Below are 23,919 nucleotides of genomic sequence, written 5' to 3' on the forward strand. Positions count from 1 at the left end.
TATTAACTATTAACTTCTAACTTCTAACTTCTAACTTCTAACTTCTAACTTCTAACTTCTAACTTCTAACTTCTAACTTTTAACTTTTAACTATTAACTTCTAACTTCTAAATCACTCCCCAATAATTTTCACCAGAACACGTTTGTCACGTTTGCCGTCAAATTCACCATAAAAGATCTGTTCCCAGGTGCCAAAATCTAATCGACCCGAGGTAATGGCAACCACTACCTCTCGGCCCATAATCTGACGTTTGTGGTGGGCATCGCCATTGTCTTCACCTGTACGATTATGATGATAACGCTCTGGACTGGCATCAAAAGGAGCCAACCACTCCAGCCAGCGTTTGTAATCTTCCTTCAATCCAGATTCTTCATCGTTGATAAAAACAGAGGCGGTGATATGCATGGCATTTACCAAACAGAGCCCCTCCTGCACACCACTCTCCTGTACAATGGATACAATATCTCGGGTAATGTTTACAAAACCCATTCGTTCAGGAACATTAAAATGAAGATATTTTGTGGTCGATTTCATACTGTCACCTATTGAACCAGGATAAGACCTGATTGCTCAGCTACCTCAGCTACTTTTTCCGCTGTTCCAAGTCCCTCAACATTTGCATGATTTTCATTTGCCAGAATGGTCCAGATACCTGCTGGTAAAGAGAATTTTGATTTTGATTTTTTATCAGCATTGAGTAACACCAGTATCTGATGTTCCCCTGCCATACTTACACCAAAGGAAAGCTGAGCGGATCCATCCATAAATTTACGATAACCAGTTTCCACATTTCGGATTTCAGGATATGTGTTTCTGATGGAAATCAGGCCACGATAGTAATCTACAAGGGGCTGATTGAGTACTTTTTCTTTCCAGTCCAGCCAGTTGGTTTCATCATCTTTCTCATATGAATTGTGGTCAAGTCGTCCGGCATGCGGATCATTTCCAGCACTATTGGCAATCACCTTCGCGCGACCCCAACTCTGCCCCTGAGCTATCATAACTGGTCCCTGACTGGTCAAAAGATTCAAAGCACCAAACTTATGAATTGCCAGTTCTTCGCTTGATAATTGAGCGACCTGATCCCTGGTTACAACCTCAGAAGCCCCCACCTTACCAAGAGCCAGGCGAATAAAATCACCCATGGTATGATCATCATGACTTTCCAGATAGTTCACACTTTGTGAAGGATCCACAAAATGTCCCCCGTCGCTTTGCAAATAGCCTCGCATGAGCTTTTTGTAGTGCTCCTTTTTCTTGCCATCCCAAAGTTTTCCAAAGATAAATCCGACATCATTCTCACGTGGATTGCGTCCCTTCACACTATTGCGGAAATGATCATTCCATGAAGCCCAGCCATGATCAGCCAACTCCTTTGGGTTGTATCCTCCACCACCCCAGGGTTCACCAATCAGAATAACATCTGGATTGACTGATTGAGTAGCTGCAGTAATTGCATCTACCGTTTCCAAATCAATCATGGCAGCCAGATCAAAACGAAAACCATCGATGTGATATTCTTTCATCCAGTGTAAGAGGCTTTCAACAATCATTTTACGAGACATGATATTCTCGGTTTTAAAATCGTTGCCACATCCACTTTTGGAGAGATAATCGCCCTCTTTATCCAGTCTGAAGTAGTAGTCTTTATCAATGAGTTTAAAGGGATTATCATCATACTGTGAAACATGATTATAGACCACATCCAGAATGACCGATATACCTTCCTTGTGAAGAGCCCGCACCATTTCCTTCATCTCGTTGACTGCTCGTCCATCCTCACCGACCCAGGCTCCCCTGTCCTTTACACCGTCTGAACCGTAGTAAATTTCTGGGGCAAAGAAAAAAGAGGTCATATATCCCCAATGGTTTGCTTCATAGGGGTTCCAATCATTCCAGGTGCTTATTTCTGAATTCTTATAATCGATTTCTATGTTTCCGAACTCCTGGAGAGGTAAAAATTCGATGGCATTATATCCCATATCTTTCAGATGGGCAATTCCACCCTTCTGGGCGGGTTCAATAAAACCCTGATAGGTGCCTGGCTTGATAGCTCCCGAACTTGGATGTACTGTCATATCTCTCAGGTGGGCTTCAAGAATTACAAGATCTCCAATCGCTGCTGAGGTAACCTCAGCTCCCTGCCAATCAAATTCGTCCCGGGGTAAAATGACCGTTTTGCTGGGATATTTAAAATGATTCTGACGTACCACAGCCTCTGAGTAGGGATCGGGAATAATTTGCTTATCGCTGGAAGGAGCAGAATAGGCATAAAACTTGGTGAGCTGCTCATGGGGCACGCTGATTTCCCAGACACCATTAGGTTTTTTGTGCATGGCAAGGTTTTCACCTGTTTCATCGTCGAAATTCTGAAAAAGAACCAGGTTTACCAGGTCTTCTTCCGGTGCGAATAGACGAAAAATCGCCTCATCTTGATTTCTGCTTAACCCCAATTTTTCATCAACGGCGGCAATATTTTTACTACTTGATATCATATCTTTTGCTAACTCCGAATTATTACTACAGGCTACCATCATAACGAGGGCAACCAAACTCAGGATAATTTTCCTGGGAATCATACAAGTACTCCCCTTCTTCTCCAAAAACAATACACGAGCGGCTCGAATTTGACTGTTGGCTGACAATTCAACAGTTTTCAAGCAATTGCGGAGAAACATAATGTGAAAGTAGTGATTATAAAGTCATATTCACCGCAGTTATTTGTAACTCTATGGGTGATATTCGCTCTAAGAGCAACAACGAAAGAAGGAATAGAATGAAAAAAAATAAAATTATCGCCAGCTCAGCCGCAATCCTCTTTGTGATTTTCGGTATCTTCATGATTGGGACAACGTCTGTTTCAGCTCAGACTGCTCCAGATTTTACACTCACCGATCTTAATGGACAGAAGGTCTCACTCTCTGACTATAAAGGTAAGATTATCATTTTAGACTTTTGGGCTACCTGGTGTGGACCCTGTAAGATGGAAATTCCCAGCTTTATAAAACTACAGGATGACTATAAAGATGATGTCGTTGTCCTGGGTGTATCTCTGGATCGTGGTGGCGCAAAAGTTGTGGTCCCCTTTGCCGAGAAAATGAACATCAATTACCCCGTAGTATATGGTGATGGTGGTGTCGTACAAGCCTATGGTGGTGTACGCAGCATTCCTACTACCTTTGTTATCGACAGGGATTTCAATATTCAGCGTAAGTATGTAGGCTATACAGATCACAAGGTCTTTGAGAAGGATATCCTGGCTTTCAAGTAAGGGTTACACAAAATTATTTGCAATAGGCGTAACTGTCGTTTAGTTTCGCCCCGCTAAAGGACTGGAGGAAAGACTATGGCTAAAGCACAAGCATTTGGAGATAAAGTACGCGGAAAGACACGTACCCATAAAAAGATGGTACGTTATATCCTGCCCCTCAAAAAAAATAAAAGCAATTCTCTTCGTTTTAGAGAAGGAATGCTCGCTGTTCCTGAGGAAAAAGAACATGCTGATTATATCACTGAGCAAATGGACTCATTGATTAAATAAGCATCACTCCAGGCAACAATTTCAGAGACGCCCCTTAATGGGGCGTTTCTTTTTTATACCCTGCCGATTACATTTTCAGCCTATGGATCTACAACAAGCCCTTGCACGCATCCGCGAACTCACGGAAGCACTAACTGAGCATAATCATCGTTATTATATACTTGATGACCCCAGCATATCAGATACCGCTTATGACGCTCTCCTCAGAGAGCTAATCGACCTTGAAACCCAATTCCCAGATTTAAAACAGGTAGATTCTCCTACTCAAAGAGTTGGGAGTCAACCGCTTGCAGGATTTGACCAGCTCACCCACAGTATCCCCATGCTCTCCTTATCCAACGCAATGGATGAAGAAGAATTAATCAGTTTTGACGAAAGAGTGCGTAAGGATCTTGAAGTAGAGCAACTCGAATATGTCGTTGAGCCCAAGTTGGACGGCCTCGGAGTGGAGTTGATCTATATTGATGGTGTATTCACCGCTGGATCTACCAGGGGTGATGGTGTCACTGGCGAAAACATAACCAAGAATCTTCGGACCCTGAAAGCCTTGCCTCTGAGACTCAGGGGTAAGAAGCGACCCATCCCTCCCTATCTTGAAGTACGTGGAGAAGTATTCATGGGGCATGGGGATTTTGAGCAATTAAACCAACGACAGCTCGATCAGGAGAAGCAGCCCTTTGCCAATCCGCGTAATGCTGCCGCTGGAAGTTTACGACAACTTGATTCTAGGATCACTGCAAGCCGTAACCTGTTGATCAATCTTTATGCACCTGGCAAAATTGATAATTTCACTGTTGAATCCCATATGGAATTCATTCAGGCCCTCAAGGATTGGGGCTTTCCTGTTAATGCTTTGTATGAATTGTGCCCCAATATTGAAAGTGTTATTCAGTTCCACAACAAACTTGAGCGGGAGAGAGAAAATCTGGAATATGACATCGATGGTACCGTTACCAAAGTGAACCGTCTGGATTATCAAAACCGCATGGGTATTCGGAGTCGGTCCCCACGGTGGGCAATTGCCGGGAAGTTTAAAGCACGTCAGGAAGTCACAAAAATTTTAAGTATCGTCCCCAGTGTGGGAAGAACCGGTTCAATTACGCCTGTGGCGAATCTTGAACCTGTTCATCTCGGGGGGGTCATGGTGGCTCGAGCAACCCTTCATAATCAGGATGAAATCGACAGGAAGGATGTTCGTGAGGGTGACACGGTGGTGGTTCAACGTGCAGGTGATGTCATTCCAGAGGTTGTCAAGGCCATTCTGGATAAGCGACCTGCTGGATCCCAACCTTACATTATTCCTGATCGCTGCCCTGCTTGTGAAGGCCATGTCCTCCGTCTCGAGGGAGAAGCCAAACACTATTGTCAGAATATCTCCTGTTCTGCTCAAATAAAAGGACGCATCGAACATTTTGTCGCCAAGCGCTGTATGGATATTGATGGCTTTGGAACCAAGCTGGTATCTCAATTAGTAGATACGGAACTCATTGGGAGCATTGCAGATATTTATTCTCTCAATCTGGAGCAACTGGCCAATCTGGAACGCATGGCAGAAAAGTCGGCTCTTAATATCATGGAAGCGATTGATACAAGCAAATCAGCTGATCTGTGGCGCTTAATTCATGGTCTGGGTATTCGGAATGTGGGTGAACATATTTCCAAAGTTATCGCCAGTAAGTATGGTTCTCTTCAAGCCCTGGGAGAAGCAACCGTTGAAGATCTGGAAGCAACCCATGAAGTTGGCCCCATTGTAGCCAGAGGACTGGTAGAGTTTTTTAGGGACTCAGACAATCTTAATATCCTGGAAAAATTATCCCAACACGGGCTAAATCCCACCATCGATGTGAGCGCTAGGAATGCAGGTATATTTTCAGGTCTCTCCTTTGTATTTACTGGAAAGCTGGAACACTTCAATCGCGATTCCGCCAGGGTATTGGTTGAGTCACTGGGTGGGGCTTCAGCAAATTCTATCAGCAAAAAGACAGACTATTTGGTTGCAGGACCAGGGGCAGGCTCCAAAATTGAGAAAGCCAATAAGCTGGGTGTAAAAATTATCACCGAAGATGAATTTCGAACAATGGTAGGAGCGGAATAAATGTTTAAGAAAATTTTGATCGCAAATCGAGGAGAAATTGCCTTAAGAGTCATGCGCACCTGCCGGGAAATGGGGATTGAGGTGGTCGCTGTCTTTTCTGAAGCGGATCGTACCGCCCCCCACGTGCTTTTTGCTGATGAAGCCTATCACATTGGCCCTTCTCCCTCCACCGAAAGTTATCTCAATTATAAAAAAATACTTGAAGTGGCCAGAGATTCCGGTGCAGAAGCCATTCATCCAGGTTATGGCTTTTTATCTGAGAATACAGATTTTGCCAGGGAAGTTTCAGAAGCGGGTATCGTTTTTATCGGACCCCCGGCTTCTGCCATAAAGATCATGGGTGATAAAACCATGGCGCGGCAAACCATGCTTAAAACGCAGGTGCCAGTCGTGCCAGGTACAGAAGAGCCAATTGCTGACATCGGCAAGGCCCTGAATATTGCCAAAGAGATCGGTTTCCCCGTGCTTATCAAAGCTGCCGGTGGTGGTGGTGGAAAAGGCATGCGAATCGTCAATGCTGCTTCTGAATTCGAAGGGGCTGTGGGTAAGGCTGAGCGAGAATCACAATCCGCCTTTGGTGATGGTCGGGTGTATGTGGAAAAGTATCTGGAAGAACCCCACCATATTGAATTTCAAATTCTGGCTGATACCCATGGAAATACAATCCATTTGAACGAACGTGAATGTTCCATTCAGAGACGCTACCAGAAGGTGATTGAAGAATCTCCAAGTCCCTTCATCGATGATAATCTCCGATCAAAGATGGGTCAGGCTGCAGTTGAAACTGCTGAGAGCTGTAAATATGTCGGTGCTGGCACGGTGGAGTTTCTGGTAGACAAACATAGAAATTTTTATTTCTTAGAAATGAACACACGTCTTCAGGTGGAACATCCTGTGACTGAAATGGTGACTGGAATTGATTTGGTCGCTGAGCAAATCCGCATTGCGGCTGGACTGCCATTATCTGTGAAACAGACTGACATCAGCACGACAGGTCATGCAATTGAATGTCGCATTTATGCTGAAGATGCTTCTAATGACTTTGCCCCTTCCACAGGAGAAATTGTTATGCTTCAAATACCTGATGGTGCAGGGACAAGGTTTGATGGGGCGATCAGACAGGGTCTGGAGATTACGCCATACTATGACCCCATGCTTGGGAAACTGATTTGCTGGGCCAAGGATAGAGATTCAGCACTTAACCGCAGTGAACGAGCGCTCCGAGAATTTTATATCGGTGGTATTGAAACAACCATTCAGTTTTGCCGCTCAGTAGTGAGACATCCAGTATTCCGAAAAGGGACGTATGATACTCACTTCTATACCAAATTCAGAGAAGAATTACATGCAGACCTGGCTGCTTCAACTGACGAAGTACTATTGGTTGCAGGTGGTTCGCTTTTTCATCATCAAAATCAAATCAAGCATAGTTCAAACGCATCAGCTTCAACAACGAAAGCTCGGTCAAACTGGGTCAGTGCGCAGCTGGGGAGAAATGATTGATGAAGTTCGAAATCAATGCTGGTCAGAGATCCTTAGAAGCCAATTTTAGTATAGAATCCAACGAATTAATCATCATGACGGGTGAAAGAGAATTGCGTTTTGAGGCGATACAGGTTCAGCCGGGAGTTTATAGTGTCCTGATGAACAATCGATCATTTGTAGTTGGGGTTTGCCCCAGAGAAGTTAATCGAGTGAATGTAAATGGAACCCCTATCCATCTGGAACTCCTTGATGCAGTACATCTGCACCTTAGAGAATTAGGCTGGGATTCACTTCAAGATGTCAAAACGGGCTTGATAAGCGCACAAATTCCTGGTCTGGTGACCAAGATCTTCCATACTGTTGGGGATCAGGTTAAAGCGGGTGATCCTCTTTTCCTGATTGAAGCCATGAAGATGGAAAATGAGATAAAATCTCCTGTAGGGGGTGTGGTAAAAAGAATTGGTGTTGCTGAAGGGCAAACCGTTGAAAAGGGAACAAACATTATCGAGATTGTGTAAGCCATTCTGATGATAATTAAAATATTGGATACCAAATGTTAGGAAGAATGTTCGGAGCTGGACTTGGGTGGGCTTTTGCAGGACCCATCGGAGGATTAATTGGATGGTGGTTAGGTGGTCAGGTCGAATCTAATCCCAATATGGGACAACGCATTGGTCCAGGATTTTCGCAACAGACGAAACCAGGCGATTTTGCCATTGCCATGTTAGTTCTGGTTGCTGCAGTCATGAAGGCAGACGGAAAAGTAGTCAAGGCTGAATTAGAGTATGTAAAGCAGTTCCTCATAAAAAGTTTTGGCCGCGATAATGCCCAGGAGATGCTTGTCTTATTGAAGAATTTGCTGGAACAAGACTACTTCATCTACGAAATAGCAAATCAGATTAATAGTCATATGAATACTGCTGAAAAACTTCAGCTCATGCATGTTCTATTTGGAATTAGCCAGGCAGATGGTCAGGTCCATGCCAGTGAAGTTGAAATCATTCAGGAAATAGGCCAACATTTAAAGCTGAATGCCCGGGATGTTGATGCCATCATGGCTATCTTTGTAAAGGACAATCATTCGTATTATAAAATATTGGAAATTGATCCTTCCGCTACTGATCAGGAGATAAAAAAAGCCTATCGCTCCATGGCAGCACGGTTTCACCCGGACAAGGTTCAACATCTTGGACCAGAATTCCAGAAAATGGCTGAAGACAAATTCAAGGCTATCAATGAAGCCTACCAGCAAATCAAGACTGAACGCAGGACTTAGAGGTAAGCTATGAGTAGCCAAGGGGAAAAGGCCGGACAATATCCCTTTACAAAGGGAATTTATGAAGAGATGTATCGCTCCAGAAAATGGACGATGCGGCAATATGCAGGATTTTCCAGCGCTAAAGACTCAAATACCAGGTACCGTTATCTGCTAGATCAGGGAACGACTGGTCTTTCAGTCGCTTTCGATTTGCCAACCCAGATTGGATATGATTCTGATGACCCCATCGCCGAGGGAGAAATTGGGAAGGTTGGGGTACCCATTGACACCCTGGCTGATATGGAAGTTCTTTTCGAAAGCATACCTCTGGACAAGGTATCCACATCCATGACCATCAATTCAACTGCTATCATTTTATTGGCCATGTACCAGGTCGTGGCTGAAAAGCAAGGCGTGAACAGCCAACAACTGCGGGGTACCATTCAAAATGATGTCCTGAAGGAATATATTGCTCGTGGGACCTACATTTTCCCACCCCAGGCATCTCTGCGGCTTATTACCGATGTTTTTTCATATTGCAATGAACATATCCCCAACTGGAACACGATCTCTATCTCAGGCTACCACATCCGTGAAGCTGGTTCCACAGCAGCCCAAGAACTGGCATTTACCTTTTCCAATGGGATTGCTTATGTGGAGGCTGCCATTGCAGCAGGCTTGGATGTCAATGAGTTTGGGGCCAGACTATCATTTTTCTGGAACGCGCATAATGATCTGATGGAAGAAGTAGCCAAGTTCCGTGCATCTCGTCGTATCTGGGCAAAAATTATGAAGGAGCGTTTTGGAGCCACCAATCCGAAAGCCATGATGTGCCGTTTTCATACCCAAACGGGGGGGTCAACACTTACAGCTCAACAGATTGATAATAATGTGGTCCGTGTCACCCTTCAGGCCTTGGCAGCGGTGTTGGGCGGTACTCAGTCATTGCATACAAATTCACGGGACGAAGCCCTGGCCCTGCCAACTGAGGAGTCAGCAAGATTGGCTCTGAGAACACAACAAATTGTTGGATTTGAGAGTGGCATTACCAACTATGTTGATCCACTGGCCGGCTCAGAAGTTATTGAAACCTTAACCAATGGTCTGGAAGAGGATGTCTTCGAATATATTAAGAAGGTTGATGAATTAGGTGGTGCCGTGAAAGCCATCGAATTGGGATATTTTCAGAATGAAATTGGCAACAGCGCCTATCAATATCAGCAGGATATTGAGCAGGGAGAACGTGTTGTGGTTGGGCAAAACAAATTCGTCGATGAGGAGGATATTCAACCTGACATCTTGAAACTAGCAGCCAAAGCTGCCCAGGAACAATTAAAGGATTTACGTTCAGTCAAAGCTGCTCGTGATAACGATGCTCTCAAGAAATCTCTCTCTGAGCTGAAAACTGCTGCTCAGCACAAGGATACAAACCTGTATCCATTTATTTTGTCAGCTGTGCGCGAGTATGCGTCTGTTGGCGAAATTTCCAATACCCTCAGGTCTGTCTTTGGTGAATATCAGGGGTAAGGACCAACCGTCCAAAACCAGATCACAATATATGACTTCCCACCCTGATCTTGATAAAACCATTTTTCTTGATACGGTTGATTCCACCAATCTTGAGTTAAAAAGGCGACGTCAGGAATTTCAGGGTTCCAACGTTTTAATGGTGAGTGATGCACAGTCACAAGGTAAGGGCCAGAAGGGGCGGAGATGGGAATCAGCTGCTGGTTTGGGTCTGTGGATGTCACTTTATCTTGGCCGCCAGACTTCACTTTCCCACAACATCCAGTTGCTATCCATTTTCACAGGTACCATTGTGCATGACATCATCTCACCCCTCATTCCTGATATCGTTTACCTGAAATGGCCCAATGACATCATAATCAATTCAAAGAAGTGTGGAGGTATCCTTACGGAGCTTCAATGGCAAGGAGACGCTATTGTGTCTGCCATCATCGGGATGGGAATAAACCTGAGCCATGGCAAAGATGATTTTACCCCTTCTATCCAGAGGCAGGCTACCTCCCTCAAACTAGAGGGAGTGGAAAACCTGGATAGATCTAACTTAATCGATACTTTTGTGAATTCATTTTTTGGAAATTTGTCTGCTCTGGATGATGGAGACCAATTGGCTAGCGAGTGGAATAAAAATGCATACCGAATGAACCAATCCGTCCTGTTGGAATCTCCTCAGGGGAAATTTGAAGGGCATTTCTCAGGAATTAACAGCAGGGGTGATGCACTGATCGTTATTGAGGGAAAACTGAAAGCCTTCCAAACCGGTGAAATACGACTTACTGAATCGCTTTAGGATAAATTGAGTGCTGTTGCGACCTGTTTAACCAGACGAACATCCTGCATGACGTAAAAATGAAGACATTCCACACCATTATTTAGCAAATCTTCGCATTGTTCAACTGCGTGCTTGATGCCAATTTCAGCTCTTTCATGAGAGGTCTCCGCCAACTCAAGACTTGTTACCAAATCATCAGGAATAGTTACGGAAAACGCGTGAGGCAGTGAGCGAAGTTGGGTCTGACGTGTTATCAGCTTTATGCCTGGTATAATAGGAACTGTGATGCCCTCTGCTCTGCACTGAGCAACAAAATCATAGTAATCTTGATTGTTGAAAAACATCTGAGTGACAATGTACTGAGCACCAGCATCAACCTTCCTTTTTAAGTATCGTATATCTGCATTTTTGCTGGGGGCATCTGGGTGTTTCTCCGGGTAAGCCCCTACACCAATGCAGAAATCTGATTCATCAGCATCGAGGATATCTTCCAGATATTTGCCACGATTCATATTACTAATCTGTTTTACCAGATCCAGTGCATGCTCATTTGCCTCTCGTCCAATGGGATGGGCTTTTTGATATAGCAATTGATCACCACGAATAGCCAACACATTATCAATCCCCAGATAATTCAATTCTATCAAGGCATCTTCTGTTTCTTGTTTGGTAAATCCCTGGCAGAGGAGATGAGGAACCGCTTCCAGTTGATAACGATATTTAATGGCGGCACACAAACCAATGGTTCCAGGTCGTTTTCGCTTGATGTGCCGTGTAAAGGTGCCATTATCCTGCTCAATAAAATATGAATCTGCTGCATGGCTGGTCACATCAATAAAGGGGGGGTTGAATTCGATCAGTTCATCAATGATCTCATAGATTTCACGTGCACTTCTACCTCTGGCAGGGGGAATAATTTCGAAACTTAAAAAGGGGTCTTTTCTCTCCTGGAGGATATCATTAATTTTCATTCTATATAATAGATATTTTTTTACTAGATAGTATGGATTTGTTCGTGTGGTGCAGGAAGGATATCTATTTTAGGTATCTTTCCAATAATGCTTTCAACTGATCAATGGTGTAGGGCTTGGACATATAATCCGAGAAACCTGCCTCATCAAAGGATTCCAACTTGTCCTTGGTAAACGCAGTAACAGCCACCATGGGCACTTGGCCAAAGCGACCCTCATTTTTTAATTTTGCTCCCAGCTCCAGTCCATTAATACCTGGTCCCAGAGCAATATCCAGAAGAAAAATATCTGCGGATTTATCTTTCATCAACTCAAGAGCTTCTTCCCCAGTTTCAGCAGCAATGGACCCATACTCAAGCTTTCTAAGAAGTAATAAAAGATACTGTCTCGAAGCGAAATCATCTTCAACAACCAATACTGTCATTTGTTCACCCATTCGTCAATGTTCATTTCTTTGTCAATTGGAGAGGCATCTCGAAATAAAAAATATTCCCCGTCGGTTGATTAGGACGGACACCAACCTCAGCCCCGTGTACTTCTGCAATGCGTTTGACAATGGCAAGTCCGAGTCCTGATCCACGCATCTTCCCATTGGCCAACTGTATACTTCTTATAAATACTGAATCCCGATCATCATCTGCAATCGTTTTCCCTACATCCCTAACGCAAAATTCGATGCGTTCTGAATCCTTTTTAAGACTCACTTCAACCGGTTCTCCAGAAGGTGCATACTTCAAAACGTTGCTCAGGTAGTTCCTAAATACTTCAGAGATAATGGGGTTGGCGATGTGCATAATATTAGTCTCAACACTGAGTAGAAGTGGACTCCCCTCACCTTTAAAACTCGGTTTATACTCATCAATAACTTCATTTACTAAGTCGCTGATATTTATATCCACCATATTGATACTCTCACCAAGAGAAATGCGGGCTAATGCAGTTGTATTGTCAAGGACCTTTAGCAACACATCAGAACTATCCTTAATGAGTTGGAGTTCATCACTGACCTCTTCGCCCATGGTCAAAATGTCAGCAATACCAGAGATAACTCCTGCAGGGTTTTTGAGATCATGGGAAATTACATCGAGAAGCAGCGCTTTGATGTTATTTGAATCACTTAATTGTTTCGATAATTCTCGATGCATTGCTTCGGATTCACGGAGTTTTTCATCCTCAATATTAATTTTGATGCTTAACGCTATTTGGTCCGAGACAAAGTTTAGCATCTCGATATCCCCATTATCGTAGACCACATCTTTGGTATAGCTTTGAACGGCCATAATCCCAATAGGCCTGTCTTCTACAATAAGTGGACAGCCGAGCCACTGTTCAGAGGGTGTCCCCAGTAAATCAATTTTCCCCTCTTTGTTCATCGTATAGAACTCTTCTTTGGTGAGTAAAATAGGGAAACCACTTTTTATCACGTAGGCAGTGATTCCACGTTCTGCTTTTACGGGATCAGGTGGGGGTGAATCAAATTCATCATTGTAATAGGGATAGGAAAATTCATCCCGCTCTTCATTGTAGAGAGCTACATAAAAATTACGTGTGTCCAGGATTCTGCTCAGGCTGTTTTGAATGGCCTGAAACAATAGTGGCAGGTCTTTGATCTTATTGGCAAGCTGGCCAATATCATACATGACCTCCTTAGCCCGCATGGTTTTATTTTGCTCAGTTACATCTTTCAGGAGTATAATTCCTCCCTGAATCTGATCATCACTTGAAACCAAGATTTCAAAATTAGCAGCAACTTCAATATTCTTGCCTTGAATTTCTAAAGAGCCAAGGTATGAGGAATGCTCTCCTGCAAACGTCTCTTCAATGGCATGAAGAATCGGTTTCATTTCTTCAAGATCGTACACGGATCTATGCCTGGAAGGTGGAAATTCAAGACCAAAAAGGGAGGCAGCCTCAAGATTCCAGTCTGTGAGCACTGCTTCAGGGCTATAGCGTAACAGGCATGCCGGAGATTTATCAAAAATTGTTCTAAATTTTGCCTCAGAATTTTCGATCTCAGTATAGGCTTTGGCCAGCTCCGCATTTGACTTTAACCTGATCAGTGTAAGACCGGCTATAAGTGTTGCTAGAAAAAAAGCAACAACCATGGATAGAGCCCACATGAAGGTTGTGGTACCATCCAGAGAGGAACCTGGAACTATCTGTAATTCCCAGGACTGACCCAGCATTGTGAAATTATGTCTTCCAATGGTGCTTGGGTTCTCGAAATTATTAGGTTCACCCCTCAGATAAACTCGCTTACCTGATAAAATCACTTCATAGTTAAAATCTTTTATCGAGTTGTTAAAACATTGAGAGACCAACTCTTCAATTCTAAATACACCATTCACAAAACCGGTGATCTGGTCATCCACTACAATGGGTAGGTAGGTGGCAAAGCCCTTGCCGCCCTGAACCAGTTTGATTAGTGGAGAAGCAGTATCGATTTGGTATTGGAGAGATCTATTAAATACCTCGGCTGCATCCTTAGCTGCTTCTCGCACCAAATCAACACCAACTACTGGTAAGTTGGGAGCCAAGGGTGTAACCCATTGGATAATTCCATTTTCATCTATCCAGTTGACTGCCTGAAAACCGGGAAGTTCATGTTGTATACGGAGTGCAGTAGTTCTGAATTCCGCCTCGCTTATGAAAGGTCTCTGCTCCATCCGTTTTCGGAAAATATCCAGACGGGTAATTCGAGTATTTAGAAAATCATTAAGTCTCATCCCCACCTGCTCGGCGGTAACTTGAGTTTTTATTGCAAGTTTTTCAGACTCTTGATCTGAAACATAGTTTATACCCAGTTGTCCCACTACAAGAACACCTACAAATATGAGGACTGGAATGTATATATGCTGTGAAAGCTTCATTTAATGTTTCCGCTCAAGAGCCCTTATTGGCAACTTGAGCAAGACATTAAACTATTATTGCTAGTGTCGAAAGAAAAATCGGTTTCCCCTATGAAGATTTAGGGTTTTCCTTATCCACATCCTCATAAAAAACGCTTAATAACAAAATTTATATGATTTTGTGCCGCTTGCCAAATAAGTCAATACCCCCCTTGGACTCACCTGTTTGGCATTCAGGTATGCTTGCAAAACATATAGTTTAGAAATGGAGGAGCTTATTGACCTTGATCAAGAATATGTTATCGGCTTCCAGATTCAGTAGAGATTCCAGATCCTCACCAGGGTTAAATCTCCAGGCTGGATCATATGCAGAGGCTCCTCTGGACCAGACCAGATACATCACCGAACCAGTGGAGTATTCCCATCGAAGGACGACATTCGACGTCAGTTCACTATAATTGAAGTCCGAATAGACATATGAGATGGGTGAATAGTCTATGATTCCATCCTGATCAATGTCCACGCCACTCAGAGCACCGTTTCCATCAAATGAGAGCAGATGATCCGGGAGTTCCTGGAAGCGTCGGCTGAAATCTTCCTGTGTATGGTCGTCTACCCTGCGAAAGTCAAAATAATCCGCTCCCATAATAAATGCCTGAGCATAGGCCTGTAGTGAAAGTGTGGTGCTCAAGGTGACATCAGCCCTAAAAGTCATGGTAGTTTGTGCCAATTTTAAACCTGAGAAAATATAATGGGGTTGATTCGAAGCATCTTCCATGGTGGTGATCCAGGCCCAGGTATCATCCATGAAGTGAAAATTGGGTCCCAGAGAAAGGGACACATTTTTCTTGGGTCGCCATGTAAAGGATGGGGATGTATTGAAACTGTGTACATCGTCCCAACTATAAAAGTAGCTAGCACTTATGCCGGCGCTCAACTTTTGACGCCAGTCCGAACTAATGTTGGTCCAACCATTCACATTTTTTGAACCTCGAATGGAAGGTCCGCCATGCAGATGGAAGGGTACCATACCACCCGTATTAAAATTGATTCCTCCTCCAATGCCCCAATTGTTTTTCAGGGTGGCATGGCCATTGACATTCCCACCTACACCCTTGGATTCACCACCAAAGGTCCAGTTGGCCCATTGGTTTAAATTAATATTGTAATTGAGAAAGAAACGACCTGGCTCCCAATGTCGATATCCTATCCATATGAACTCATTAACATTATCTACAGAGCGCATGAAACCCAGATCATTGACTTCAAGACCAGGGCTGGTAGCAAGGACACCACCAAACATGTTCAGCTTACCCTCAGATTTGCCAACGATGAACTTGCCTCCCATTCCCGAAAGTGAGGTAGCAGATGAGTCCACACTGAGGTGTTCAGCATCTGGTCTCTGAAAATATCGAGCAGGATGGAGTTGGGTGTTGAGGATAGCTTCCTCACTTCCCATGACATGGCTAAAAGCCAAAGCAGATTCTATGGAATAAACCCTATCTGAAGATTGGTGATTAAAGTCAAGACCCCCGGTAAAGGCTTTTTCTCGCAGCCAATCCATGTTGGTATCATCCAGGGAACGCAAAGTAGCTGTGAATATGCCGCCAATTGACGTAAAGCCACCACGATAGTCCTGTTGAACACGTGTAAGTAGATAAGTTGTAGCAGGCTCAATGACATTGCTTGATTCATGACCATCAGCATAGGTAATCACAGCACTTTCTTCAGCTGTTGCAGCTGACATGAGGCCGATAGAGAGACCGTTATCAAGTTTTCCGGTAAATTTTCCCGCTGCCAGGATACGTGTAAACTCAGGAGCATCGATTGATATTACTGTCCCCCCATCAGAACTGGCACCACCCTGGGGAGCTCTTCCCATACGACGTGAATAGAAGAGTGTGTTTGAAGAATTGTCACCATCACCAAATCCTAAGGAAAAGTTTAGAATATTACCCCCTTCAATAAAGAAAGGTCTTTGCTCTCTGAAATAACTCTCGAATTCCGTAAGATTAAACTCTGCCGGATCAGCCTCGACCTGACCAAAATCAGGATTAAAGGTACCGCTAAAGGTGAGGCCAAGATCAAAATTTTTGCGGATATCTACACCCATACTGGCTGAGTTTTCGTAGTGGTCAAACTCACCCACGTTGGCATCATTGAAACCGGATCGTCCCAGGACATAGGGTGTTATATATATGGGCTGTTCAGCCTGAATATTGGTTAAACCTGTAAGTTCACCGTAATTTGAGACAAAGCCCGTTTCCTCATGGGACCAGTGATTCCAAATAGCCAGTTCATTGTCATTGCGAGGGAATTCACGATAAACATTGAGTCCCCAGGTAAGGGATTCGGCACTATTGAAGCGAAGTTCCCTAAAAGGAATGGCAAACTCTGCTGACCACCCCTGGTCGTCGATACTTACCTCCCCCTCCCAAACTGCATTCCAGTCAAAATCAGCATTATCATCATCAAAACGTCTTAAATCCTGCTTCACACCGGCTGCATTAAGACCAAATTCGAAAGCCGTTCTGTGGTCATGATAACTATCTATGGAGATATATAGCCAATCAGATGGCGAGGATTCATCACGTCTGGTGAGGATTCCATCAATCAGCTCAGGTTGATCGTCATATGCGCGAATTCCTATATAGAGGAATTCGGAATCATAGGCTACAGCAAATTCTGTACGTTGGGTGGCTTGGGAACCATCATCTGGGTTGCGCTGTAAAAAGTCACTTTGTTTGGGAAGTTCTTGCCAAACTTTATCGTGTAGTTTTCCATCTACTTCAATTGGGGTACCATTCAGGCGAAAGGCCGAAACACTCCGCTCCTGAGCACTCCCTTTTAATTGTGGTGAGCCAATAGTAATTATTGGTATTAAACCACACAACAGGAGAGTAAGCAGTCGAAAATGTTTCATATCGTTCCATTCCTTTCACCTCAATCCGGAACCAATAACCTACTGCTTCCGTACCTCAGCATTTACGATCTCACCTTTTACCTCGCCACCGTTGGCCAGATAGACAATCACATTTGAATCGGGTTCTTTCACGAGGATAGAACCTTTTACAACCGAATTCATATCTATGATAATTTTGAGTTTCCCATTATGATAAAGCACAACATCTGGCTTGCGGTTTATGATGATGTCACCATCAATCATGGAGCCATTAAAAAGTGAGATATCCCCTGAGACGGTCTTAAGAGACCCACGAAGTCTTGAATCATCCAATTCAACATCTCCGCTTACAGTTCCAATATATTCTCCAATGTCAGACCCGGAGTCACAGTTCACATCTCCACTCACTGTCTCAATTGATCCATCAACTTCGCTCTTCTCATAGAGATGAATATCACCACTTACGGTTTCGAGATTTTTTGTTTTTGCACCCTTCCCCACGGAGATATCGCCACTTACCACTTCTATATTCTGGACGGAGGCTTTCGACCCAATTGAGATATCACCGCTCACTGCAGAAACATCACCCTTTACCATTGCACCATTACCAACAAAAATATCACCACTTACTGTGGAGACATTGCGGGAGCTCTTTTTGCCCTTTGCGATGTGAATGTCTTTGCTCACAGAGGACTGTGCATAAGCAAAAGAGCTTAAGACTAGAAGGATTGACACGACTGTGATGAATGCTCTTGATTTCATAATTTGCTCCATTATTTACTTTCTCTCTAATTGATTTATCATGCTGTTTCTGTAATCGGTCGCACAGTTCGATAAAAGGTTTAATAAAAAAGTGGTTCTTAACATGGTCCCCAATAAACCAATCTCATGCCATGCTATGGTACGATTATTTATAATGTTATTTTTATTGTATTTAGGCATTATTATTCTTGATTTATATTATCGTTTTGAATGACATATATATCATTTAAATATACTCCCATGTCAGATTGATATACTCAATTACCAGAATTCATTGAGTCTTAGCTATTCTGAGGAGTTCGACGACTTAATTAAATTAAAAAAGCAAACGATTTCTCGTTTGCTTTGTACCGCGGAGAGGGGTCGAACCTCCACAAGCTGAGCTTACTAGATCCTAAATCTAGCGCGTCTACCAATTCCGCCACCGCGGCTTAAAAAAGCGTCGCAAGATAGAAATTGCCTCCTTTGAAGCAACAGAAAGAGGCTGTCTTATAACATGATATCGCCTCTTTTTTTAGCCACAGATTCACAGGGAATATCACTGATTTATTTAAATCCAAGCTTAAGCGTTATTTTCAAGTCAAGGGGCTAGAATCAGCTCACCAGAGATAATTAAACACTTCTTTACTATCCCCCGCTCCTCTTCGACTATAGTTTTATTTGAGTAGGGGCACTATCAACCAACCCAAATTCAATATTCACTTCATCAAGACCTCAGAGCAGGAAATACCTGGAGTGACCATTTGCTTTGATTTGACCAAACACTGCTTCCAGGATAAATGTGAAGAACCGTATCCAGTTCCAATTTGTCAATCACATTGCTGATCAGGCGAACCAAATGGTTCTCTGGTATCCATGAATCCAGACTTGAGGGAAGGCGTTGGGCCGATGTAGTTGAAATGCTTTAAAGCTAGCTTTACGGGATAGTGGCTTTTCTTATACAACCATAATGTTAGCTGCTATATCTGCAATAATATTCATTTATACCTCTATACCCCTTATTTATAAAAAAAGAGGCTGCCCCAAAAGGGCAGCCTCTTTTTTTATAATATCTTTTTTGGTCTGGATTACTTGAGCATTACCAACTTTTTGGTAGCGCTAAAACCAGCCGAGCTGCTCATCCTGTAGATATAAATTCCAGACTCAACTCGAACACCATTCTGATTTAAACCATCCCACATGGTAGTATAAACACCAGGTTGATGTTCACCATTTGACAGTGTGCGGATTTCCTGACCCAGAAGATTGAAGATACCTAGCTGTACTTCGGAAGCCTCAGGCACACTATAGCTAATGGTTGTGGTTGGATTAAAGGGGTTTGGATAGTTCTGTTTAAGCTCAAATGCAGTTGGTAGCTCAGCTTCATCATCCACACCAACAGTAATCGGGAACATATAATCTTCGCCGTTACTGGGTAAGGGTAATCCACCCTGTGTAGCAACAATTAAGTCTGTGGTGGACACTATGAGATCACCCAAAGGTGCATTTGATGCAATATTAAATTGTATTTCCAAAATAGCACCAGATCCAGGGGCAATTTCCTCACCATTGAAATTGACACCAAGAATCAACGAGTGACCATCTACTTCATTGGCAACAAAGGTAAAGTCAGCTCCACGGCCAAGCCCTTGCACAGACTCAATCGTCAAATAATCCACATTGTCAACAAGATTAAATTGTATTCCCTTTACAGGAACCGCATTGTTCAATTCGATGAGCAGAGGATCAGACGTATAGCCTGGAGATCCACCACCACCGGTGAGACGAACTTCAATTCCGCCTACTGTGAGGAGACCATTTAACCAGGTTGTGTTTAAGGCAGTGCCATCAGGGTCGGTGACTACCAGTAAAAATTGTGGGTCTGCATTAAGAATTTCATGAAACTTTAATTCAATAATTTCATCGCTTACTGAAGGGGGAACAGAGAATAATATTGTGCAAACTGGACCATTTCCGGGAATAATGCTGTTTCCGCTTGCATCAAAAATCAACACACTTACTGTTGAATCTCTATCATTAAATTCTACAGAAAAATCGCCATCCCATTCGCTATTGCCATTTACATCAGTATAAGGCTCGCCAGGTGTGTATTGCCCATCACCTTCACCAAAATCACTGGTATTCGCAGTTCCATCTACACCAAAATCATCGTAGGGTTCTGCAGCAGCACGTCCCGCTGGTACCACGGCAGCAACGGATAACTCGTTGGGTATATCTTTCAAGCTAAATTGCAAACCACCAACAGCAGTCGTATTTACCAGATTTATGCTCAGTGGAGCAATAGGGTCTGTATTTTGTGCGGAGGATCCAATGACAGACACAACTGTCTCACCAAAACCAAAACTGGCAATGATTATTAGGCTGGTGATGACTAGAAAGCTTCTACGCATATTTCCCTCCACATGCATGTGGTTGATTTCCATTAAAACTAATTATCCCACCGAACAATCGTGTTGATACTGATCACAGTCCGGTTCATTCACTAAACAAGTTGAAAAATAACGCCCTCAAGGGTTGATACAAACGTTATTTGCCTGTCTATATACTGTAACAAAATTGTTAGTGATCAGGGACATCTCCCTACTTACCATGACATTTCTTGTATTTAAGACCCGATCCACATGGGCAAGGATCATTTCTTCCGACCTTTTGTTCCACTTGAATGGGTTTTGGCTTCTGCGGGGGACCAGGCTGAGCAGCACTCTGATTTCCGTCCCCACCAGTTTGTGGTAAGGCATTCAGAAAACCCATATTTGAACTCTCGGCGTGGTTAGAAGAGAGATTTCTGGCTCTGCGCATTTTATTTTCGCGCTCGTCCACAATACGTGCGTGGAAGAAGAGTTTGAGAACCTCACGATCAATGAGATCGAGCATCTTGACAAACAGCTGATAGCCTTCTTTTTTGTATTCGATAAGTGGATCTTTCTGACCCACAGCGCGCAGATTGATACCTTCTTTCATCTGATCCATCTCGTAGAGATGCTCACGCCATTTCTCGTCCACTACTCTCAGATAAACGAATTGTTGCAATCGCTTAAAATTCTCAGGACTTCCCGTTATCTCAAATTTCTTCTCATAGGAGTCGGAGATAAGCGCTTTAATCATATCCCTTAATTTGTCTGGATCTAGTTCAACGTCTGGAGTTTCCGAAATCTGAACCATGGCCGTTGAGCCAAGATCAGCCTCCAACCCATTCCAGTCCCACAATTCCACGTCAGTTTCAAGACCGGTATATTTTTCAACTACTGTATCAACATAATTCTCGATTACTTCCCGGTATTCCTCTTTAAGATCCAGACCATCCAAAGCAGCCTGACGGCGATCATAAATAACTTCTCGCTGCTGGTTCATGACATTGTCATATTCCAACAGATGTTTACGGATGCTGTAGTTTCGGGCTTCGACTTTTTTCTGGGCTCTCTCCACAGCTTTGGTCACCATTCCTGCTTCAATGACTTCACCCTCTTGCAAACCAAGACGATCCATGACGCTGGCGACTCGATCGGAACTAAACAGACGCATCAAATCATCTTCAAGACTGAGGTAAAAACGGGATGCACCTGGATCACCCTGTCTTCCCGAGCGACCCCTGAGCTGGAGATCAATTCGACGGGACTCGTGACGTTCTGTACCCAATATCTTCAAACCACCCAGCTCTGTGACATTAGGACCCAGTTTGATATCTGTTCCACGACCAGCCATGTTGGTAGCAATAGTCACAGCATGTGCCTGTCCGGCTCTGGCCACAACTTCTGCCTCACGGCCATGTTGCTTGGCATTCAACACATTGTGGGGAATCTTTAGCCGTTTGAGCATCCGAGAAAGTGTCTCTGAAACTTCAACGGTAATGGTACCCACCAGAACAGGTTGTCCTGATTTATGTGAAGCAATGATCTCTTCAATCACTGCATTAAATTTTTCCCGGCGGGTTTTGTAGATTTGGTCGTTTTCATCTGCTCTTGAAATGGGACGATGCGTTGGTACTTCGACCACACCAAGTTTGTAGATATTGAAAAATTCTTCAGCTTCGGTGACCGCTGTCCCTGTCATTCCAGACAACTTCTTATAAAGACGGAAGTAATTCTGAAGGGTAATGGTGGCCAGGGTCTGACTTTCTTTCTCAATCCGGACTTTTTCTTTGGCTTCCAGAGCCTGGTGGAGGCCATCACTATAGCGACGACCATGCATGATGCGACCAGTAAACTCATCCACAATCATGACTTTGCCTTCTTGAACCACATAATCCACATCTTTTTCAAAAAGTGAATAGGCTTTGAGAAGCTGACTCAAATTGTGGATGGTATCAGAACGCTCACCGTGGAGGGCATAGAGCTTTTCTTTTTGCTCATTCAGTTCTTGAATGGGGAGCCCTTCATTACTCTCCAGATCATTCAAGAGGGTAGGCAAGTCCGGGATAACAAATCTATCTGGGTCGTTGGGTGATAAAGCTTCGCGTCCCTTATCAGTAAGATCTACACTATTCTGTTTTTCTTCTATGACAAAGTAAAGTTCATCATCAATCTCAGGCATGCGTTTATCTCGCATATAGTCATTCTCTACTCGCTGCTCGAGTTTCTTGATGCCCTGCTCCTGATAGAGTTTCTGGAGCCGACGATGTTTGGGCGCTCCCCGGCGTGCCTGCAGAATCAATTCTCCAGCGTCATATTCCAGCTTGGGATCCTTGAGGGCTTCTTCAGCTTTTGCCAGAATTGAGTTGACCAGAGTGGTCTGACGACGCATAAGCGTATCAACCAGGGGTCTTAAATCTGTGTAGCGCTGAGCAATTTCTGATTCCACGGTTCCAGAAATAATAAGGGGGGTTCGAGCCTCATCGATGAGCACACTATCAACTTCATCAACGATGGAGTAATAGTGTCCGCGCTGGACCTGATCCTGCTTGCTGATGGACATATTGTCGCGGAGGTAATCAAAGCCAAACTCACTGTTGATACCATAAGTCACATCACAATTGTACATTTCCTGTCGAACCAGAGGATCCATTTGGGCCAGGATCACACCAACGGAGAGACCCACGTACTTTAAAAGGGCACCCATCCATTGTGAATCTCGTTCGGCGAGATAGTCATTCACCGTGATGATATGCACACCCTTCCCAACCAGAGCGTTGAGATAGATAGGCATGGTAGCAACCAGGGTTTTTCCTTCACCCGTTTTCATTTCAGAAATTTTACCCTGATGCAGGACAACAGCACCCATGAGCTGCACATCATAAGGGATCATGTCCCAGGTCATTTCCTGGCCGGTGACTTTGATTGGCTGCCCCATGAGGAGGGCGGCTCCCTTTTTAACGACAGCAAATGCTTCAGGTAGAATTTCAGCAAGAATTTCCTGCTCGAGGTCATAGACGGCCTCATTTATCGATTTGAGATCTTTGCCTTCACTTTCAAGCCTGGATTGGAGTTCTGAAGTTTTCCCACTGATCTGAGCTTTAAAAGCTTCTGTTTTGGCCAGCAGGGTTTCTTGAGTGGCATCCGAAAGTGCTTCGAACTGTTCATTGATCTGTGCGACATACGGAATCAGCTGCTTGGTCTCGCGATCAGTGCTGGTTCCAAATATTTTGGTAATAAGTTTACTAATCATGGCGCTAAAATAACTTCCTCGGAGGGTTTGTGAAGTGCTTTATTGCGAGTGTAACATTGAATATTCACCATCATCTATGTCAACCTTATCAGAAAGCCCGTTGCTGGCGATTATAGCCATATCTCCATGTTTTCCGTTGCCATTATATAGAGTTCAAT

The 23,919-nt window shown here is 43.7% G+C and carries 17 protein-coding genes and 1 tRNA gene; 8 read left to right on the forward strand and 10 right to left on the reverse strand.

Going from position 1 to position 23,919, the window contains the following annotated elements; translation table 11 throughout:
* Window positions 1-112 precede the first annotated feature (112 nt).
* Window positions 113-535: a YjbQ family protein gene (locus tag ISR87_01485; protein ID MBL7024100.1), complete on the reverse strand. Its 423-nt coding sequence runs from the start codon at window positions 533-535 to the stop codon at window positions 113-115.
* A gap of 8 nt (window positions 536-543) precedes the next feature.
* Window positions 544-2,580: a pullulanase gene (locus tag ISR87_01490; protein ID MBL7024101.1), complete on the reverse strand. Its 2,037-nt coding sequence runs from the start codon at window positions 2,578-2,580 to the stop codon at window positions 544-546.
* A 197-nt stretch (window positions 2,581-2,777) separates the two neighbouring features.
* On the opposite strand from ISR87_01490, the gene ISR87_01495 reads away from it, so the two are divergent.
* The 8 genes from ISR87_01495 (at window position 2,778) to ISR87_01530 (ending at window position 10,694) form a co-directional block, all read left to right on the forward strand.
* The gene (locus tag ISR87_01495) at window positions 2,778-3,272 is read left to right on the forward strand and encodes a TlpA family protein disulfide reductase (GenBank protein ID MBL7024102.1); all 495 of its coding nucleotides are present in this window, start codon (window positions 2,778-2,780) and stop codon (window positions 3,270-3,272) included.
* A gap of 75 nt (window positions 3,273-3,347) precedes the next feature.
* Window positions 3,348-3,542, forward strand: a complete 195-nt coding sequence (locus tag ISR87_01500; GenBank protein ID MBL7024103.1) for a hypothetical protein — start codon at window positions 3,348-3,350, stop codon at window positions 3,540-3,542.
* A gap of 82 nt (window positions 3,543-3,624) precedes the next feature.
* Window positions 3,625-5,637 carry an NAD-dependent DNA ligase LigA gene (gene ligA, locus ISR87_01505; GenBank protein MBL7024104.1) on the forward strand — a complete coding sequence of 671 codons (2,013 nt, stop codon included), beginning with the start codon at window positions 3,625-3,627 and terminating at the stop codon, window positions 5,635-5,637.
* Window positions 5,638-7,140: an acetyl-CoA carboxylase biotin carboxylase subunit gene (gene accC / locus ISR87_01510; GenBank protein ID MBL7024105.1), complete on the forward strand. Its 1,503-nt coding sequence runs from the start codon at window positions 5,638-5,640 to the stop codon at window positions 7,138-7,140. It begins immediately after the preceding gene.
* A complete protein-coding gene (locus ISR87_01515; GenBank protein MBL7024106.1) occupies window positions 7,137-7,640 on the forward strand; it encodes an acetyl-CoA carboxylase biotin carboxyl carrier protein subunit in 504 nt (167 codons plus the stop codon). The genes accC and ISR87_01515 overlap by 4 nt, the downstream gene beginning before the upstream one ends.
* Window positions 7,641-7,675: 35 nt before the next feature.
* Window positions 7,676-8,398 carry a molecular chaperone DjiA gene (locus tag ISR87_01520; GenBank protein ID MBL7024107.1) on the forward strand — a complete coding sequence of 241 codons (723 nt, stop codon included), beginning with the start codon at window positions 7,676-7,678 and terminating at the stop codon, window positions 8,396-8,398.
* A gap of 9 nt (window positions 8,399-8,407) precedes the next feature.
* Window positions 8,408-9,907 carry a methylmalonyl-CoA mutase gene (locus tag ISR87_01525; GenBank protein ID MBL7024108.1) on the forward strand — a complete coding sequence of 500 codons (1,500 nt, stop codon included), beginning with the start codon at window positions 8,408-8,410 and terminating at the stop codon, window positions 9,905-9,907.
* Between the two features lie 31 nt (window positions 9,908-9,938).
* On the forward strand, window positions 9,939-10,694 hold the full coding sequence (locus ISR87_01530) for a biotin--[acetyl-CoA-carboxylase] ligase (protein MBL7024109.1): 756 nt from the start codon (window positions 9,939-9,941) through the stop codon (window positions 10,692-10,694).
* On the opposite strand, the gene metF is transcribed toward ISR87_01530, so the two are convergent.
* The 8 genes from metF to secA all read right to left on the reverse strand — a co-directional run bounded on the left by metF (window position 10,691) and on the right by secA (window position 23,758).
* Window positions 10,691-11,647, reverse strand: coding sequence for a methylenetetrahydrofolate reductase [NAD(P)H] (metF, locus tag ISR87_01535; protein MBL7024110.1), 957 nt, complete (start codon window positions 11,645-11,647; stop codon window positions 10,691-10,693). The two genes, ISR87_01530 and metF, sit on opposite strands and share 4 nt — an antisense overlap.
* A 64-nt stretch (window positions 11,648-11,711) precedes the next feature.
* Window positions 11,712-12,083 carry a response regulator gene (locus ISR87_01540; protein ID MBL7024111.1) on the reverse strand — a complete coding sequence of 124 codons (372 nt, stop codon included), beginning with the start codon at window positions 12,081-12,083 and terminating at the stop codon, window positions 11,712-11,714.
* 10 nt (window positions 12,084-12,093) lie between these two features.
* Entirely contained in the window at window positions 12,094-14,517 is a 2,424-nt protein-coding gene (locus ISR87_01545) for a GAF domain-containing protein (GenBank protein MBL7024112.1), read from the reverse strand.
* A 238-nt stretch (window positions 14,518-14,755) separates the two neighbouring features.
* Window positions 14,756-17,419, reverse strand: coding sequence for a carbohydrate binding family 9 domain-containing protein (locus tag ISR87_01550; GenBank protein ID MBL7024113.1), 2,664 nt, complete (start codon window positions 17,417-17,419; stop codon window positions 14,756-14,758).
* A 39-nt stretch (window positions 17,420-17,458) separates the two neighbouring features.
* Complete coding sequence (locus ISR87_01555) at window positions 17,459-18,160, reverse strand: DUF4097 family beta strand repeat protein (GenBank protein MBL7024114.1); 702 nt, start codon at window positions 18,158-18,160, stop codon at window positions 17,459-17,461.
* Between the two features lie 348 nt (window positions 18,161-18,508).
* Window positions 18,509-18,591: transfer RNA gene (locus ISR87_01560), tRNA-Leu, on the reverse strand.
* A gap of 636 nt (window positions 18,592-19,227) precedes the next feature.
* Window positions 19,228-20,550, reverse strand: a complete 1,323-nt coding sequence (locus tag ISR87_01565; GenBank protein MBL7024115.1) for a T9SS type A sorting domain-containing protein — start codon at window positions 20,548-20,550, stop codon at window positions 19,228-19,230.
* A gap of 190 nt (window positions 20,551-20,740) precedes the next feature.
* Window positions 20,741-23,758 carry a preprotein translocase subunit SecA gene (gene secA / locus ISR87_01570; GenBank protein MBL7024116.1) on the reverse strand — a complete coding sequence of 1,006 codons (3,018 nt, stop codon included), beginning with the start codon at window positions 23,756-23,758 and terminating at the stop codon, window positions 20,741-20,743.
* Window positions 23,759-23,919 lie beyond the last annotated feature (161 nt).

It is taken from the genome of Candidatus Neomarinimicrobiota bacterium (assembly GCA_016784545.1).
Classification (GTDB): Bacteria; Fidelibacterota; UBA8477; order UBA8477; family JABMPR01; genus JABMPR01.